This is a genomic window from Amorphus sp. 3PC139-8, assembly GCF_040750475.1.
GTDB lineage: Bacteria > Pseudomonadota > Alphaproteobacteria > Rhizobiales > Amorphaceae > Amorphus.
This window is the reverse complement of sequence record NZ_JABJVY010000001.1, coordinates 355215-369659: the sequence shown is the minus strand read 5'-3', so window position 1 is coordinate 369659 and position 14445 is coordinate 355215. Positions and strand designations below refer to the sequence as shown.

Here is a 14445-nt window from a genome sequence, read left to right as displayed (position 1 = left end):
CTGGATGGAGGCTTTCCGCCACCAGGTTGGCAAGCCGCGATTGGGCCGGGAGTGTATGAGCAACATGATGAGCCGAGCCGAGACCCGTTTTCCGGCCGTGGATGTGCCCGAGGGAAAACTGCTCATCGACGGCCAATGGGTCGAGGGTGCGACCGGCACGCGCATTCCGGTGGTCAACCCGGCCACCGAGCAGGTCTTCGCATATGTCGCGTCAGCCTCTGCGGAGGATGTCGGCCGGGCCGTCGAAGCTGCGCACCGTCGCTTCGAGAGCCGGTCCTGGCAGAATATGCGCCCGCTCGACCGTGGACGTCTCCTGGAGACGCTGGCCCTCCTGATTGAGGCTCGGGCCGAGGAGCTGGCGACGCTGGAAAGCTGGGACAATGGCAAGCCCTATGCGGTGTCGCGGCATGTGGACCTCGCCTTCACCATCGACGCCTTGCGCTACTATGGCGGATGGGCGTCGAAGATGGCGGGCGAATATCTGACCCTTTCTCCGTTTTTCGACGATGGAGGCACCTATCGCGCTTACACCGAGCGCCGGCCGGTTGGGGTGGTCGGAGGCATCACGCCCTGGAATTTTCCGTTGGGACAGGCGATCCAGAAGATTGCGCCGGCGATCGCTTTTGGCTGTACGGTGGTTCTGAAGCCCTCCGAGCTCACCTCGCTGACCACCTTGCGCCTTGGTGAGCTCATTTGCGAAGCCGGCTTCCCGGACGGCGCAGTGAACATCGTCACCGGCTACGGCGATCCGGTCGGGAGCGCTTTGGTGGCGCATCCGATGGTCCGTAAGATCGCCTTTACCGGATCGACGGAAACCGGCCGGAAAATCCTGGCGGCCGCCTCGGCCGATATGAAGCGGGTCACGCTGGAGCTGGGGGGCAAGTCGCCGACGGTCGTGCTGGCCGATGCCGACATGGAGCAGGCGATCCCCGGCGCTGCCATGGCCATCTTCGGCAATTCCGGCCAGGTCTGCACCGCTGGCTCGCGTCTGATCGTCCAGTCGGAGGTTTTCGACCAAGTGGTGGAAGGTGTCGCCGAGTTCGCGTCGAAGCTGACGATCGGGCACGCCTTCGAGCCGGACGTCACGATCGGGCCCCTTGTCTCAGACCGTCAGTTGGACCGCGTAAGCGGTATGGTGGAACAAGGGATTGCGGACGGAGCGGACCTTGTTGCAGGCGGCGAACGGCTGAGCGGGACGGGCTTCTATTATCCGCCGACGGTCCTGCGCAATGTGCGGCCCGATGCCCGGATCGCGCGGGAGGAAATCTTCGGACCCGTCGTGGTCGCCAGCCGGTTGGAGGACCTGAAAAGCCTCAAGGCGGCTGCCAACGACACGGACTACGGCCTTGGTGCCAGCATCTGGACCCGGGATCTCAACAAGGCGCATCTGCTCGCCGCACAGATCGATTCCGGCACCGTCTGGATCAACACCCACAATATCCTGGATACGGCGATGCCGTTCGGCGGCGTCAAGATGTCCGGCCTCGGGCGCGAGTTCGGGAGCGAAGCGATCAATGCCTTCACCGAGCCGAAGGCTGTTTGCATGCGGCTCGATCCGGCTGTTCTGGAGTAGCGAATAGATCTCCGTCCCGTCTCACCAACAAAAAAATATCCTTCTGGAGAGAACGACATGCTCAAAAAAATCGCAAAGGCTGGGGTCCTCCCATCCGCTGTTCTGCTGGCCGCGCTTGGCGCTGCCCAGGCCGACGACACCTTGGTCGGCTATGTCTCGCCGATCGCCAGCCAACCGGGCCAGGCCATGGCCAACGACGTGATGGAGAGGATGGCCGCGGACCTCGGTTGGCAGTATCGCATGCTCGACGCCAACCTTTCCCCGGATCGCCAAGTCTCCCACGTCGACACGCTGGTCAATCTCGGCGCTGATGCGATTGCATCCTGGTCGCTCGATCCGAACGCCGTCGCTGCCGCCTACACGCGGGCGAACGAGCAGGGCATTCCGGTCGTCGGCGTCAATTCCGAGGGTGATGGCGTTACCACCACGGTCTGGTGGGAAACCAATCTCTGCGAGCCGGGCGGCACCTACGAGCAGGAGGCGAAGTGGATCGCGGAGCGCCGGCCGGGGGCGAAGGTCATCGTTTTCGGCGGGCCGCCGGTACCTTCGATCCAGCAGAACACGGCCTGCTTCGCGGATGCGGCTAAGGCTGCCGGGCTCGATGTACTGACCCGGGTCGACAACACCAAGGACTCCACCGCCAATGCGATGACGATGGCGAGCGACCTCCTGGTCCGCCATCCCGATGTCGAGGCCTTCTGGGCCTATAACGACTCCAGTGCGCTCGGGATTTCCGCAGCAACGTTGGCAGCCGGAAAGTCTGTCGCCACCGCGGACAACCCCGAAGGCGTCATGATTTTCGGGATGAACGGCGACGAAGAAGCCGTCGTCGCGATCCGCGAGGGGCGGATCACCGGCACTTGGGATCCGGATCTTGCGGGCATGGGAGCGGCCATCATTCTCGCGATGAAGCGCCTGTTGGACGACCCGGATGCCGACCAGCCGGATCTGATCGTCGAAGCGACCTTCCTGACTTCGGAGAATATCGGCGCCTACGTCCCCACCGACGAGCGCGACTACACGCTGGACACGGTGCCGCTCGTCAAATGAGCGGTTTCTCGTCCCGCTTGTGGGGCGGGGGCCCCGGGGCAGCGGCTGCCCGCGAAAAGCAAGAACGGAGCGCTTATGGCTGTATCGGGTGATGCCATTGCGTCGATTGAGACCGACTACCTCGTCATCGGTGCGGGATCGGCCGGCTGCGTCATGGCCTCCCGGCTGAGCGAAGACGGGCGGTCGCGCGTGACGGTTCTGGAGGCGGGGCGGCGCGACTCCAATCCCTGGATTCACATTCCGATCGGCTACGGCAAGACCATCGTCAATCCGAACGTCAACTGGCGCTTCGAGACGGAGGCCGGTGCGGAGATTGCCGATCGCCCGATGTACTGGCCGCGCGGCAAGGTGCTGGGAGGTTCGTCGTCGATCAACGGGCTGCTTTATATCCGCGGACAAGCCGCCGACTACGATCATTGGCGCCAACTCGGCAATGCCGGGTGGTCCTACGAAGATGTGCTGCCCTATTTCCGCAAGGCGGAGGATCAGGAAAACGGGGAAGATGCGTTTCACGGTGCGGGCGGGCCGCTGCGGGTCTCCAACCTGGTCGAGCGCAATCCGCTCTGCGAAGCCTTTATCCGCAGCGGCGTGGATGCCGGAATTCCGCGCAACGACGATTTCAACGGGGCCACGCAAGAAGGGATCGGCTACTACCAGCTAACCACCCGGCGGGCGCGGCGCTGCTCTGCGGCCGTTGCCTACCTACGGCCTGCGATGAAACGCACGAACCTGCGCGTCGAGACCGGGGCGTTGGTGGAGCGGATCCTGTTCGAGGGCCGAAGGGCAGTCGGTGCCGTGTTTCGGCAGGGGGAACGCGTCGTCACCGTTCGCGCCAAGCGCGAGGTGATCCTAAGCGCCGGCTCGATCAAGTCGCCGCACCTCCTTCTGCTCTCCGGCGTCGGTCCGGCCGAACAGCTCTCGGAGCTCGGTGTCGACGTCGTTCACGATCTGCCCGGTGTGGGGGAGAACCTTCAGGACCACTACGGTGCGCTCCTGACCTATCGCAGCCGCGAACCGCTGACGATCAACGACCTCATGCGCAGTCCGGTCCGCCAAGTCATCGCAGGGCTGCAATATGCCGTTTTGCGACGCGGACCGTTGACCATTTCCGCGGCCCAGGTGGGGGCCTTCGTCCGCTCCTTGCCTCAAGTGGCGACGCCCGACATCCAGTTCCTTTTCCAGACATTCAGTCACGACGAATACGATGACGGGTTGCACGCCTTTTCGGGCTTTGCCAATGCCGTTTGCCCCATCCGGCCGGAAAGCCGCGGAACCCTTCGACTTCGCTCGTCCGACCCGCGCGAGAATCCGGCCATGCAGCCGAACTATCTGTCCGCCGAGGCCGACCGGCGGACCCTGGTGGCGGCCATCAAAATCGCTCGGCAGGTGGCGGAAAAGCCCGATATCGCCCACTACATCGTCGACGAATACGCGCCTGGCCCGTCCTATTCTTCCGACGACGATCTCCTGACCTATGCCCGCGAGACCGGGCTGTCGATCGCCCATCAGGTTGGGACCTGCAAGATGGGAACGGATCCGATGGCGGTGGTGGATCCCACGCTTCGCGTCCACGGCCTTGAGGGGCTGCGGGTGGTCGACGCCTCGATCATGCCGACGCTCGTTTCCGGCAACACCAATGCGCCGACGATCATGATCGCCGAGAAGGCCGCCGACCTGATGCGGGGGCAGGCGAAGCCATGAACGGGGCCGAGTTCGACTATGTCGTCATCGGGGCTGGATCGGCGGGGTGCGTGCTTGCCGCCCGGTTGAGCGAGGATGGCCGCAATCGGGTGCTTCTGGTCGAGGCGGGTGGTGCGGACCGGGACTTCTGGCTCCACATCCCCGTCGGCTACGGACGCACGATCGCCCGGCCGGACGTGAACTGGATGTTCGAGACCGAACCGAACCCCGGCCTCGGCGGCCGTCGGATCTTCTGGCCGCGCGGCAAGGTTCTCGGCGGCTCGTCCTCCATCAACGGTCTGATCTACATACGCGGTCAAGCGGAAGACTACGATCTGTGGCGGCAGGAGGGAAATGTCGGCTGGTCCTACGAGGACGTGCTGCCCTATTTCCGCAAGGCGGAGGATCAGGAGAACGGAGAAGACGCGTTTCACGGAACTGGCGGACCTCTGTCGGTCACCAATCTGACCGAGCGCAATCCGCTCTGCGATGCATTTATCGGCTCCGCCGAGGCGGTCGGCATTCCCCGCAACGACGATTTCAACGGGGCCAGCCAGGAGGGGGCCGGCTATTTTCAGGCCACGATCCGCCGTGGTCGGCGCGCCTCGACGTCCGTTTCCTATCTCCGGCCGGCAATGCGTCGCCCCAATCTCAGCGTGATGACCGGCGCTACCGCGGACCGCATTCTTTTCGACGGATCTCTGGCCAAAGGGGTGCGCCTGAGCCGCGACGGCGCAACCTTCGACGTCACGGCGCGTCGGGAGATCCTGCTCGCCGCTGGGTCGGTCAAGTCTCCTCAGTTGCTGATGGTGTCGGGCCTGGGGCGTGGCGACGATCTCCGCAGCCACGGGATCGATGTTCTCCGCGAGCTCCCCGGCGTCGGCCAAAATCTGCAAGACCACTATGGCGGCCAGATCACCTGGCGCTGTACGCGGCCGATCACTCTGAACGACGTCATGATGAGCCGCTGGCGGCAAGCGGGCGCGGGCCTGCGGTGGCTTCTCACCCGTGGCGGGCCTCTGTCCGTTCCGGCTGGTCAGGCGGGTTTGTTCACACGCGTCCTGCCGGAAAGCGCGACCCCCGATCTGCAGTTTTTGTTCCAGACCTTTAGCGGTGGCTACTACGAGGATGGTCTGTTCAAGTTTTCCGGCTTCGCCAATTTCGTTTGCCCGGTGCGGCCGCGCAGCCGGGGCTATCTGACGCTGCGCTCGCCGGATCCGGCGGACCCGCCGCGGCTCTACCCGAACTATTTCTCCGACCCGACGGATCGGCACATCGCGGTGGAGGGCCTCAAGCTTGCCCGGCGAATGGCCGCGACGGCTCCCCTGTCAGGCTTCGTCGTCGACGAGCATTTGCCGGGGGCGGAGACCGCGACTGACGACGAGATCGAAATCTACCTGCGCGACAATGGCGGCTGCGTCTCTCATCAGGCGGGAACATGCCGGATGGGGCAGGACGAGAGCGCCGTGGTCGACGAGCGCTTGCGCGTGCAAGGCGTCCAGGGTTTGCGGGTCGTGGACGCATCGATCATGCCGAGGTTGATCTCCGGCAACACCAACGCGGCGACGATCATGATCGCGGAAAAGGCCGCGGACATGATCCGGGAGGAGGCGGGATGACGCCGTTGTCGCCCGGGATGGCAGCCGGCAAGCCGGTCCTTTTGGAAGCGCGCGGCATCTGCAAGTCGTTTCCCGGGGTCCGGGCGCTGGACCAGGTGGACCTCCTGGTTCGGGCCGGCGAGGTCCACGCGCTCACTGGCGAAAACGGTTCCGGCAAGTCGACCCTCTCCAAGGTGATCTCGGGTTTGATTCGGCCGGATGAAGGCGAACTGGTTATCGATGGCGTCCCGTGCGCCCTGGAAAGCCCGGCAGACGCCATCGCGCGTGGCATCGTCATGATCAGCCAGGAATTGACGCTCGCGCCGACATTGACCGTCGCCGAGAACATTTTCATGGGGCGCTTGCCGCTAACACGCTTCGCCACGGTCGATTGGCGGCGACTCGTCGTCGATGCGGCGGCCGTGCTGGATCGGCTGGACGTGCACGTCTCGCCCTACGCAAAGGTCTCCGACCTTGGCATGGAGCTGCGCCAGGAAGTCGAAATCGCCCGCGCCCTGTCCGCCGATGCTCGCCTCCTCATCCTCGACGAGGCGACCAGCTCGCTGTCGGAGACTGCGACCGAACGGCTTCTACAACTGGTGCTGCAAGAGCGCGATCGGGGCATGGCGGTCTTGATGATCACCCACAGAATGCCGGAAATCTACGCCGTCGCGAGCGTCGCTACGGTGTTGCGGGATGGGCGCAAAATCGACACCGTTCCGCTGCCGCAAACGGCGGAAGAGGATCTCGTCCGGCTCATGGTGGGGCGAGAGATCGAAGACTACTACGGCAAGCGCGAGATCGCCGAGGGCGGGATCGTTCTTGAGATCGAGGAGCTGGAGACCGAAGACGGTCAGGTTCAGCCAACCTCGCTCACCGTCCGGCGCGGCGAGATCCTGGGCGTGGCCGGGCTCGCCGGGTCGGGAAAGTCGGAGTTTGCCCAAGCCCTCGGCGGCGCGGTGCCTGCCACGGGACGGGTTCGCGTCGACGGCCGCCCTGTGTCGCTGAGCGATCCCGCTCAGGCGATCGCCGCTGGCATCGGCTACGTCCCCGACGATCGCAAGGGCGCCGCCATTCTCCCCGTGCGCGACATCGCGGAAAACTTCGCCGTCGCCTGGCTGGACCGGCTGACCCGTTGGGGTCTGCTGTCCTTGGGGCGACAGATGCAAGCGGTGGCGCGCGCGATCGACGACTACGGCGTCGTTGCGGCGTCTCCCGCCGTGTTGATTTCGACCCTCTCCGGCGGCAACCAACAAAAGGTGGTGCTGGGCCGCACATTCTGGCGCTCCCCCCAAGTGCTCGTCCTCAACGAGCCGACGCGCGGTGTCGATGTCGGAGCGAAGAGCGAAATCTACAGGCTGCTGCAGGATGCGGCTGAGGGTGGCGCGGCGGTGATCGTCGTGTCGTCCGAACTACCGGAAATCCTTGGCATTGCCGACCGCATCGCGGTCTTTTTCGAAGGACGTGTGGTCGCCGAGTTCGCGCGAGGCGAGACCAGCGAGGAAACCATCGCCCATGCCGCCGTGGCGGGCGAAACCAGCCTTGCCGACAGAAATGGGAAAGCAACCGCATGACGACGGGCCACGTACACACGCCCCATCGCGGAGGGGTCGCGGCACTCGCCGTCGGAGTCCTGCAAAGCCGCTATGCGGGCGCTCTTCTCAGTCTGCTGATCATTTCGGTGCTTCTCTACGTCTCTCAGCCGGTCTTCCTGACCTGGCCCAACTTGATGAACATCGTGAAGTCGAACAGCGTGCCCTTCGTGCTCGCGCTCGGCGTTACCTTCGTGGTGATCTCAGGGACGGTGGATCTCTCCTTCGCCTCGGCCACCACGGCAAGCGCGATGGTTTTCGGCCTGCTTCTCGTGGCCGGCGTTCCACTGCCGCTGGCCGCCATCCTGGCGATCGTCGCTGGAGCGGTACTCGGCATGATCAACGGCGCCTTGGTCAGCTACGCCAACATCTCGTTCTTCGTCGTCACGCTCGGCACTCTGTCCGTGTTTCAGAGCGTGGCGTTGATCATGAACGACGGCGGCAGCATTTCGGTGTTTTCGCAGCCGGGGTTCAGGGCGCTGAACCAGCTCGTGAACGGCAATATTGGACCGGTGCCGATCATTCTCGTCTTCGATTTGGTGCTGTTTCTCATCGCCGGCGGCGTGCTGCGCTACACGGCTTTTGGAAGGTCGCTTTATTCGATCGGCTCGAACCGGGAGGCGGCCCGGCTGAACGGGATCAACGTCAAGCGCGTCCTCTTTCTCGTCTTCGTTATCTCCGGGGTCATGGCCGGCCTCGCCAGCGTCGTGCAGGTGGGGCGACTGACCGTCTCGTCTCCGGAAGTCGACATGAACCTGCTGCTGACGGTGCTGGCCGCGGTCCTGATCGGGGGAACCTCGATGACCGGCGGCGAAGGCGGAGTTCTCGGCACGCTGATCGGCGTCCTGTTCCTGGGCGTGGTGCAAAACGGTCTGACACTGATGGACGTGTCTTCCTTCTGGCAGGGCACGTTGAGCGGCGGGATCCTCATCTTTTCTGTCTGGCTGGGGAGCGTGCGCGGCATGTTGAGAGCGCGGCGGCAGGCCAAGCTCGATTGACGCTCGACCCGACAGCGCATTTTTGAAGGGAGAACCGCCATGTCGCGCCTCGAAAACGACTTTGGCCTGTTGGGAGAGGAAGCCAAAGCCTATCTCGACCGCGTGCACGGTCTTCATATCGGCGGGCGGGAGGTGGCGACACGCGACAGCTACGCGCTGTGCGATCCGACAACGGGACGCGAGTTCGCCCGGGCTGCCGAGGCGGGGCCCGATGAGATCGATGCGGCGGTCGCGGCCGCCCGCACGGCGCTCAACGGGGACTGGGCGACCTTGCGGCCCTATGAGCGAGAACGCCGCCTGCTGCGTCTCGCGGACCTGCTGGAGGCCCACGAGCGGGAGCTCTCGGAGATTGAAACGGTCTGCTCGGGGCGGCTGCTGCCCAACACCGCCGGTGTCGATGTGGGGTATTCGGCACATGTGCTGCGCTATATGGGCGGTTGGGCGACCAAGCTCGAAGGGCAGACGGCGCGGCTCTCCGTCCCCTATATCCCGACCGGCGATCTGCAGGGGTTCACCTTTCGCGAGCCCGTCGGGGTGGTCGGCGCCATCGTGCCATGGAACGTGGCGCTCGGAATCGCGGTCTGGAAAATCGCGCCGGCCTTAGCAGCCGGATGTACCATCGTGCTCAAGCCGGCTCCGCAAACGCCGCTTTCGGCTCTGCGATTTGCCCGCTTGGCGCTGGAAGCCGGCATTCCCCCTGGCGTTCTCAACATCGTTACGGGAAGTGGGCCGGAGGTTGGGGAGCTACTGGTGCGCCACCCCGACATCGCGATGGTCAGCTTCACCGGCTCCACCGAGGTCGGCCGCAAGATCGCCGCGGAGGCGGCAGGACAATTCAAGCGCATCAGTCTGGAACTCGGTGGCAAGTCGCCCGTCATCGTGATGGAAGATGCCGAGGTGGCCGCGGCTTCCGAAGCGGCTGCCTGGGCGATCTTTGCCAACCACGGCCAGAATTGCTGCGCGGGCTCGAGGCTCTACGTCCACCGCTCTCTCTACGGCGAGGTCATCGACCGGGTCGTGGCGATCGCCGAAAGCATCGAACTTTCCGCGCCGCTGCTGCCGGATGCAGCGATGGGGCCGCTGGTCAACCAGGCACAACGGCAGCGCGTCTTGCGCTATGTCGAAGCCGGGTTGGCCGAGGGAGCGCGCCTGGTAACCGGCGGAACGGCTCCGGATCATGTGGGCGCCTATGTACGGCCCACCGTGTTGGCGGATGCCGAACCGCAGATGAGCTCGGTGAAAGACGAGATCTTCGGGCCGGTGCTGATGGCCGCGGCCTTCGAACGCGAGGAGGACGTTCTGGCCCTTGCCAACGACTCCCGCTTCGGACTTGGCGCCAGCGTTTGGACACGGGACGTCGACCGCGTTCACCGCATGACGCGGGCTCTGGAAGTCGGGTCCGTCTGGATCAATGTCCACAACGCCCTGGACGTGGCCTTGCCGTTCGGCGGCTGGAAGGACTCCGGTGTCGGCAACGATCTGAGCGAAGCGGCCGTGCTGGCCCACACTCGGATCAAGGCTTCGGTGCATCACCACGCCTGAGACCGGCTTGCCACGGGCGCCTGTCCGCCGAACAATACCGAAGGCGCGCCATGAGCGGATCGGTACCGCGCATGCGCAGACGTGAGTGGTGCGCCAGCATGGTGTGGCGAGGGGATGCAGATGATCGCGCAATTCCAGGATCTGATCCGGCCTGACGATCCGCTTCGAAGCGACCTTCGGACCCAGGCCGTTTGCCTCGGCGATGCCGGCGATATTCGCGGGCACCTGGATACGGCGCTCGCCCCGCACAGTTTTTCGCTCACCAACGCCAGGTCTTCCGCCGTCGGGTTTTGGCATCGGTCCGTCGATCTGGCCGGAATGAGCGTGCACTATATCGATTATGAATGCGACGCCGAGCATGCGACGGTGGACGTTGATCAACCGCAAGACGGCATCATGCTCAAATTGCCGCTTGCGGGGGCAACCGTCATCAGCGTTGATGGTGACGATTACGTTGTCGAGCCCAACCAATTTGCCATTATCCGTCCGGGCGCGCCCTTTCGGGCCGTGATGGCCGGCGATAGCCGCCATGTGACGCTGACCATCGAAGGAAGCTGGCTGCAGGGCTATCTCGCCTCGCGCGACCTCGGCCTCCGACATGGCGACTTGTCGTTCCAGAAAGGGCCCTACAACGTCCAAACCGACGGGCTCTTGCTGTCCGGCGTCATCACCTCCTTGATCTGCAGTCTTGCGCGCGGCGATGGAACGCTCGGCGCGCCCGGAGTGGTGACGCACTTGAAAGAGCTCATCACCTCGGCCGTTCTCGGACTATCGCCGGAATATCGTCTTGCGGGGCGCGCGGACGATGCGTCCGATAGCGCGCCGGCATATGTGCGCAGGGCGGAACGGTTCATGCGGGAAAATCTCGATCAGCCGATCGATATGGGTGACATCATCCACAGCAGCGGCGTCATGCGGCGGACGCTTTATTCGGGGTTTCGCCGGCATCGCGGGACGACTCCGATGGCCTTTTTGAAGGCGCTCCGGCTCAAGGCCGCCAAGCAGGCCTTGGAACGAACCCCGCCCGGCCGCAATGCCGTGACCGAGATCGCCATGACCTACGGTTTTTTTCACCTCGGTCGGTTCAGCCGCGACTTCAAGCTGACCTATGGCGTTCTGCCGTCCGAGCTTGTTGGTCGCAACGATAGATCCCGAGGGGGACGCGCGTTTTCGTGAGGATGCTTCGGCCGCCCGGACGCCTGTCCGACCGGTGCTCTCCCGCCTGGGCCGTGAAGCCGGATTTTCGAACCCGAAACCACCTTATTGTTCAAGGCGGCATGTGAGCGGTGCGGGAAGAAGAAGATGGCGCGCCCGACAGGATTCGAACCTGTGACCTCTGCCTTCGGAGCTGGTCTAAGGAGCCATCCGAATAGCACGATAGGGCACGCAAGAGCATGCTAACCACCTGAAACATACTGATTTTCAGAATCGGAGCTCCGAAGTTTCTATCCGTGGATACTCCGCATCCCGAGCCGGAGCCGACATCATCGACCGCACCAATGGGCTCGCCGCTCGCGGCCAAGCGCCTTTTCTCGATGGCGCAGCCGATTATGGGCACACTCGCGGAATCGTATTTCCGTAGTCGCGGCATTACGGCTTTGCACGGAACTGGATCATTGCGGTTTCATCCGCGCTGCTACTACCGGCCCGATGAGCACAGCCCGACCGAGACCTGGCCCGCGCTGATTGCGTCAGTCACCGATCTCGACGGTCACCAGACCGGCGCCCATCGCACCTGGCTCGATCCGGACGGATTCAGCGAGGCGGCACTCGGCAAGGCCCCGATCGAGACCCCGCGACGGGCGATGGGCGACCTGCTCGGCCATGCGGTGCGGTTCGGCGTGGCGGGCGAGGTCATGGCGGCCGGCGAAGGCGTCGAGACCATGCTGTCGCTGCGATGTGTCTTGCTCGAGATGCCGACGTCAGCCGCGCTCTCCGCAGCCCATCTCGCCGCCATCCTGTTCCCCGACACGCTGCGCCGGCTCTATATCGTCCGCGATGACGATCCGGCGGGAGACGGCGCAAGGGGCACGCTCGTTGAACGGGCAGACGTGCTCGGCATCGAAGCGCTGCCACTCTCGCCGATGCTGGGCGATCTCAACGAGGATTTGCGCCTGCGTGGCATCGATGCCTTCCGGGCCTCGATCCGCGTCCAGCTCGCTCCACAGGATGTCGCCAGGTTCATGGAGTCCGCCTGAACGGGGCAGCGGTGCGGGCTATGGCGGTGACGTCGCGGCCTTCGTCAACGCCTCCCTATGGATGTCGGAGAGGGCCGCGCCCCGGCCTTCTTCTCAAGAGCACCGGACTGCAGGCGGCCCGGTCCGGCAATGGTTGCGGCCAGCGATTTTCCGGCGGCCCTGCGGGCCTTTCCACCGCGAAACAAAATCGCCGGTCTCCGCCATCCTCCGCTGACGCTCCGGTCCTTGCGCTGCCGCTCCAGGATGCAGGCCCGGATCCACGCCTCGTCCCGGAGGACAATGTCATCACAGGCGCCGTCTCCGACATCTTCGACGCCCTGATCGCCACCATGGCGGATACCGCCCTCGATGGCGAACTCGACGATCTGCTCTGGTCGACCGTTAACATGTTCCACCGTTCGGCCGACCGGCTCGAACGCAAGCTCGACGACAACGAGCAGGCCCAGAAGCGCGGGCAGCGCGAACAGGATGGCTCTGAAATCAAGGCCGTCGAGCTCGAACGGCTCATCGAGACCGGACAAGATCTCATCGAACGCCGCGACAGCCTGGAGGTCTTCCGCGACAGCGCTGCCGAGCATTATCTGCGCACCACCGGTTCACCTTGGTCCCCGCGCACCGGCTCGCAGGTGAATCATCGCGCCCTGACATCGGCGATGATCGACAGCCGGGACTTCATCTCCGAGCGCAAACGCGCCAGTCGCGAGGTGCTATTGCCAGCAGGTCCGAAGGTCGCTGTCTCCGGAGGCGCCGAGTTCAACGATCACAAGCTGATCTGGGACAAGCTCGACCAGGTGCATGCAAAGCACCCCGACATGGTGCTGACGCACGGCAAGTCGCCGAAGGGTGCCGAGAAGATCGCTGCCCGCTGGGCCGATCACCGCAGCGTCACGCAGATCGTTTTCGCTCCGGATTGGACTAAGCACGGTCGCGCAGCGCCCTTCAAGCGCAATGACCAGATGCTCGATGTCCTGCCGGTCGGGGTCATGGTCTTCCCGGGCACCGGCATTCAGGAGAACCTCGCCGACAAGGCTAGGAAACTTGGCATCCCGGTTTGGCGGTTCGAAAAAACCGCCTCAGCCGGCAGCTTAGGGGACTCTCCGGTCATTCCCGGCACCATGTCCATGGTCTGCTTCTGTCATCTCAGCGAAGTGGTTCAGTAAAACCACTGTTGAAATCTGAGCACCGATTATGGCCCGCTGTGCGGTTTGAATACAGCGCGCGTAGCCATAACTTATTGGCAACGCTTCTTTCCGACGTGCTGTGGCTCATCGTCGAGCCGCAGGATAGGGCATGGTGCGCCTATGCCTTTGGAGTGCCCTGTGCGGCATTCGAGACGTCAGCCCACTTCTCCCACGTCTCGATCCGGCTCTGGTAATGCTGCTTGACCATCGGCAAAAGCCAGTTGCCAAGGATCAGCCGCAATGGCGGATCTTCAGCGTCCACCACCTGCAAGATCGCGGGGGGCGTGGCCTCCGGGTCGCCGATGATCGCGCCGTTGAACCGGCCGTGCACCTCCTTGCGCAGCGCCTCATAGGCAGGCATCGCCGTTTCCAGCTTCGTTGCGCTTCGGAAGCCAGTCGAAAAACTGCCCGGCTCGATAATCGTCACCTTGACGCCGAAGCCGGCGACTTCGCCCGCAAGCCCTTCCGATAATGCTTCAACCGCCCATTTGGAGGCGATATAGCTGCCGCCGGTCGGCAGGCTGACCATGCCGGCGATGCTCGAAAGCGTCAGGATGTGACCGCTGCCCTGTTCGCGAAGATAGGGCATTGCGGCCTGAATGACGTTCAGCGTACCCCAGACATTGGTTTCGAAATTCGCCTTGGCCGCATCGATGTCGATCTCTTCGACGGCGCTCATATAGCCGTATCCCGCATTGCTGAGGATCACGTCCAGACGGCCGAAATGCGCGTGTCCTTTCGCAACAGCATCGAAAACCGCCGCCCGGTCGGTAACATCGAGCGGCAGGGCCAGAACAGCTTCTCCGTACCGGTCGGCGAGTTCTTTCAGTGCTTCGGGCCTGCGCGCCGTCGCCACAACCTTGTCGCCGCGTTCCAGTGCGGCCTCCGTCCAAAGACGGCCCAGACCGCCCGATGCGCCCGTTACAAACCAGACCTTTTCCTGTGTCATTTTCCGTTCCTCGATATAATTGCACTCAGTGCATATTTATTTATTGCATCGAGTGCATCTTTTCAAGCCACGTCCGAGCGTGGC

Annotated in this window: 10 protein-coding genes and 1 pseudogene; 10 read left to right on the top strand and 1 reads right to left on the bottom strand. The window is 64.0% G+C overall.

Annotation, left to right across the window (positions count from 1 at the left end):
• The first annotated feature begins 55 nt into the window (after nt 1–55).
• The 10 genes and pseudogenes from HNS03_RS01660 to HNS03_RS01615 all read left to right on the top strand — a co-directional run bounded on the left by HNS03_RS01660 (nt 56) and on the right by HNS03_RS01615 (nt 13391).
• A complete protein-coding gene (locus HNS03_RS01660; protein ID WP_367192597.1) occupies nt 56–1573 on the top strand; it encodes an aldehyde dehydrogenase in 1518 nt (505 codons plus the stop codon).
• 57 nt (nt 1574–1630) lie between these two features.
• Nucleotides 1631–2623, top strand: a complete 993-nt coding sequence (locus tag HNS03_RS01655) for a sugar ABC transporter substrate-binding protein (RefSeq protein WP_367192596.1) — start codon at nt 1631–1633, stop codon at nt 2621–2623.
• A gap of 75 nt (nt 2624–2698) precedes the next feature.
• Nucleotides 2699–4324, top strand: a complete 1626-nt coding sequence (locus HNS03_RS01650) for a GMC family oxidoreductase (protein ID WP_367192594.1) — start codon at nt 2699–2701, stop codon at nt 4322–4324.
• On the top strand, nt 4321–5922 hold the full coding sequence (locus HNS03_RS01645; protein ID WP_367192593.1) for a GMC family oxidoreductase: 1602 nt from the start codon (nt 4321–4323) through the stop codon (nt 5920–5922). The genes HNS03_RS01650 and HNS03_RS01645 overlap by 4 nt, the downstream gene beginning before the upstream one ends.
• On the top strand, nt 5919–7475 hold the full coding sequence (locus tag HNS03_RS01640) for a sugar ABC transporter ATP-binding protein (protein ID WP_367192592.1): 1557 nt from the start codon (nt 5919–5921) through the stop codon (nt 7473–7475). The genes HNS03_RS01645 and HNS03_RS01640 overlap by 4 nt, the downstream gene beginning before the upstream one ends.
• Nucleotides 7472–8491: an ABC transporter permease gene (locus tag HNS03_RS01635; protein ID WP_367192591.1), complete on the top strand. Its 1020-nt coding sequence runs from the start codon at nt 7472–7474 to the stop codon at nt 8489–8491. Before HNS03_RS01640 ends, HNS03_RS01635 begins: the two co-directional genes overlap by 4 nt.
• 39 nt (nt 8492–8530) lie before the next feature.
• The gene (locus HNS03_RS01630) at nt 8531–10033 is read left to right on the top strand and encodes an aldehyde dehydrogenase (RefSeq protein WP_367192590.1); all 1503 of its coding nucleotides are present in this window, start codon (nt 8531–8533) and stop codon (nt 10031–10033) included.
• Nucleotides 10034–10153: 120 nt separating this feature from the next.
• Nucleotides 10154–11209, top strand: coding sequence for an AraC family transcriptional regulator (locus HNS03_RS01625; RefSeq protein ID WP_367192588.1), 1056 nt, complete (start codon nt 10154–10156; stop codon nt 11207–11209).
• Nucleotides 11210–11466: 257 nt separating this feature from the next.
• Nucleotides 11467–12231: pseudogene (locus tag HNS03_RS01620) on the top strand (toprim domain-containing protein); the annotation flags it as partial.
• Between the two features lie 20 nt (nt 12232–12251).
• Entirely contained in the window at nt 12252–13391 is a 1140-nt protein-coding gene (locus HNS03_RS01615) for a DUF2493 domain-containing protein (protein ID WP_367192587.1), read from the top strand.
• A 139-nt stretch (nt 13392–13530) separates the two neighbouring features.
• Here HNS03_RS01615 and HNS03_RS01610 read toward each other — a convergent pair whose 3' ends face one another.
• Nucleotides 13531–14361: an SDR family NAD(P)-dependent oxidoreductase gene (locus tag HNS03_RS01610; protein ID WP_367192585.1), complete on the bottom strand. Its 831-nt coding sequence runs from the start codon at nt 14359–14361 to the stop codon at nt 13531–13533.
• Nucleotides 14362–14445 lie beyond the last annotated feature (84 nt).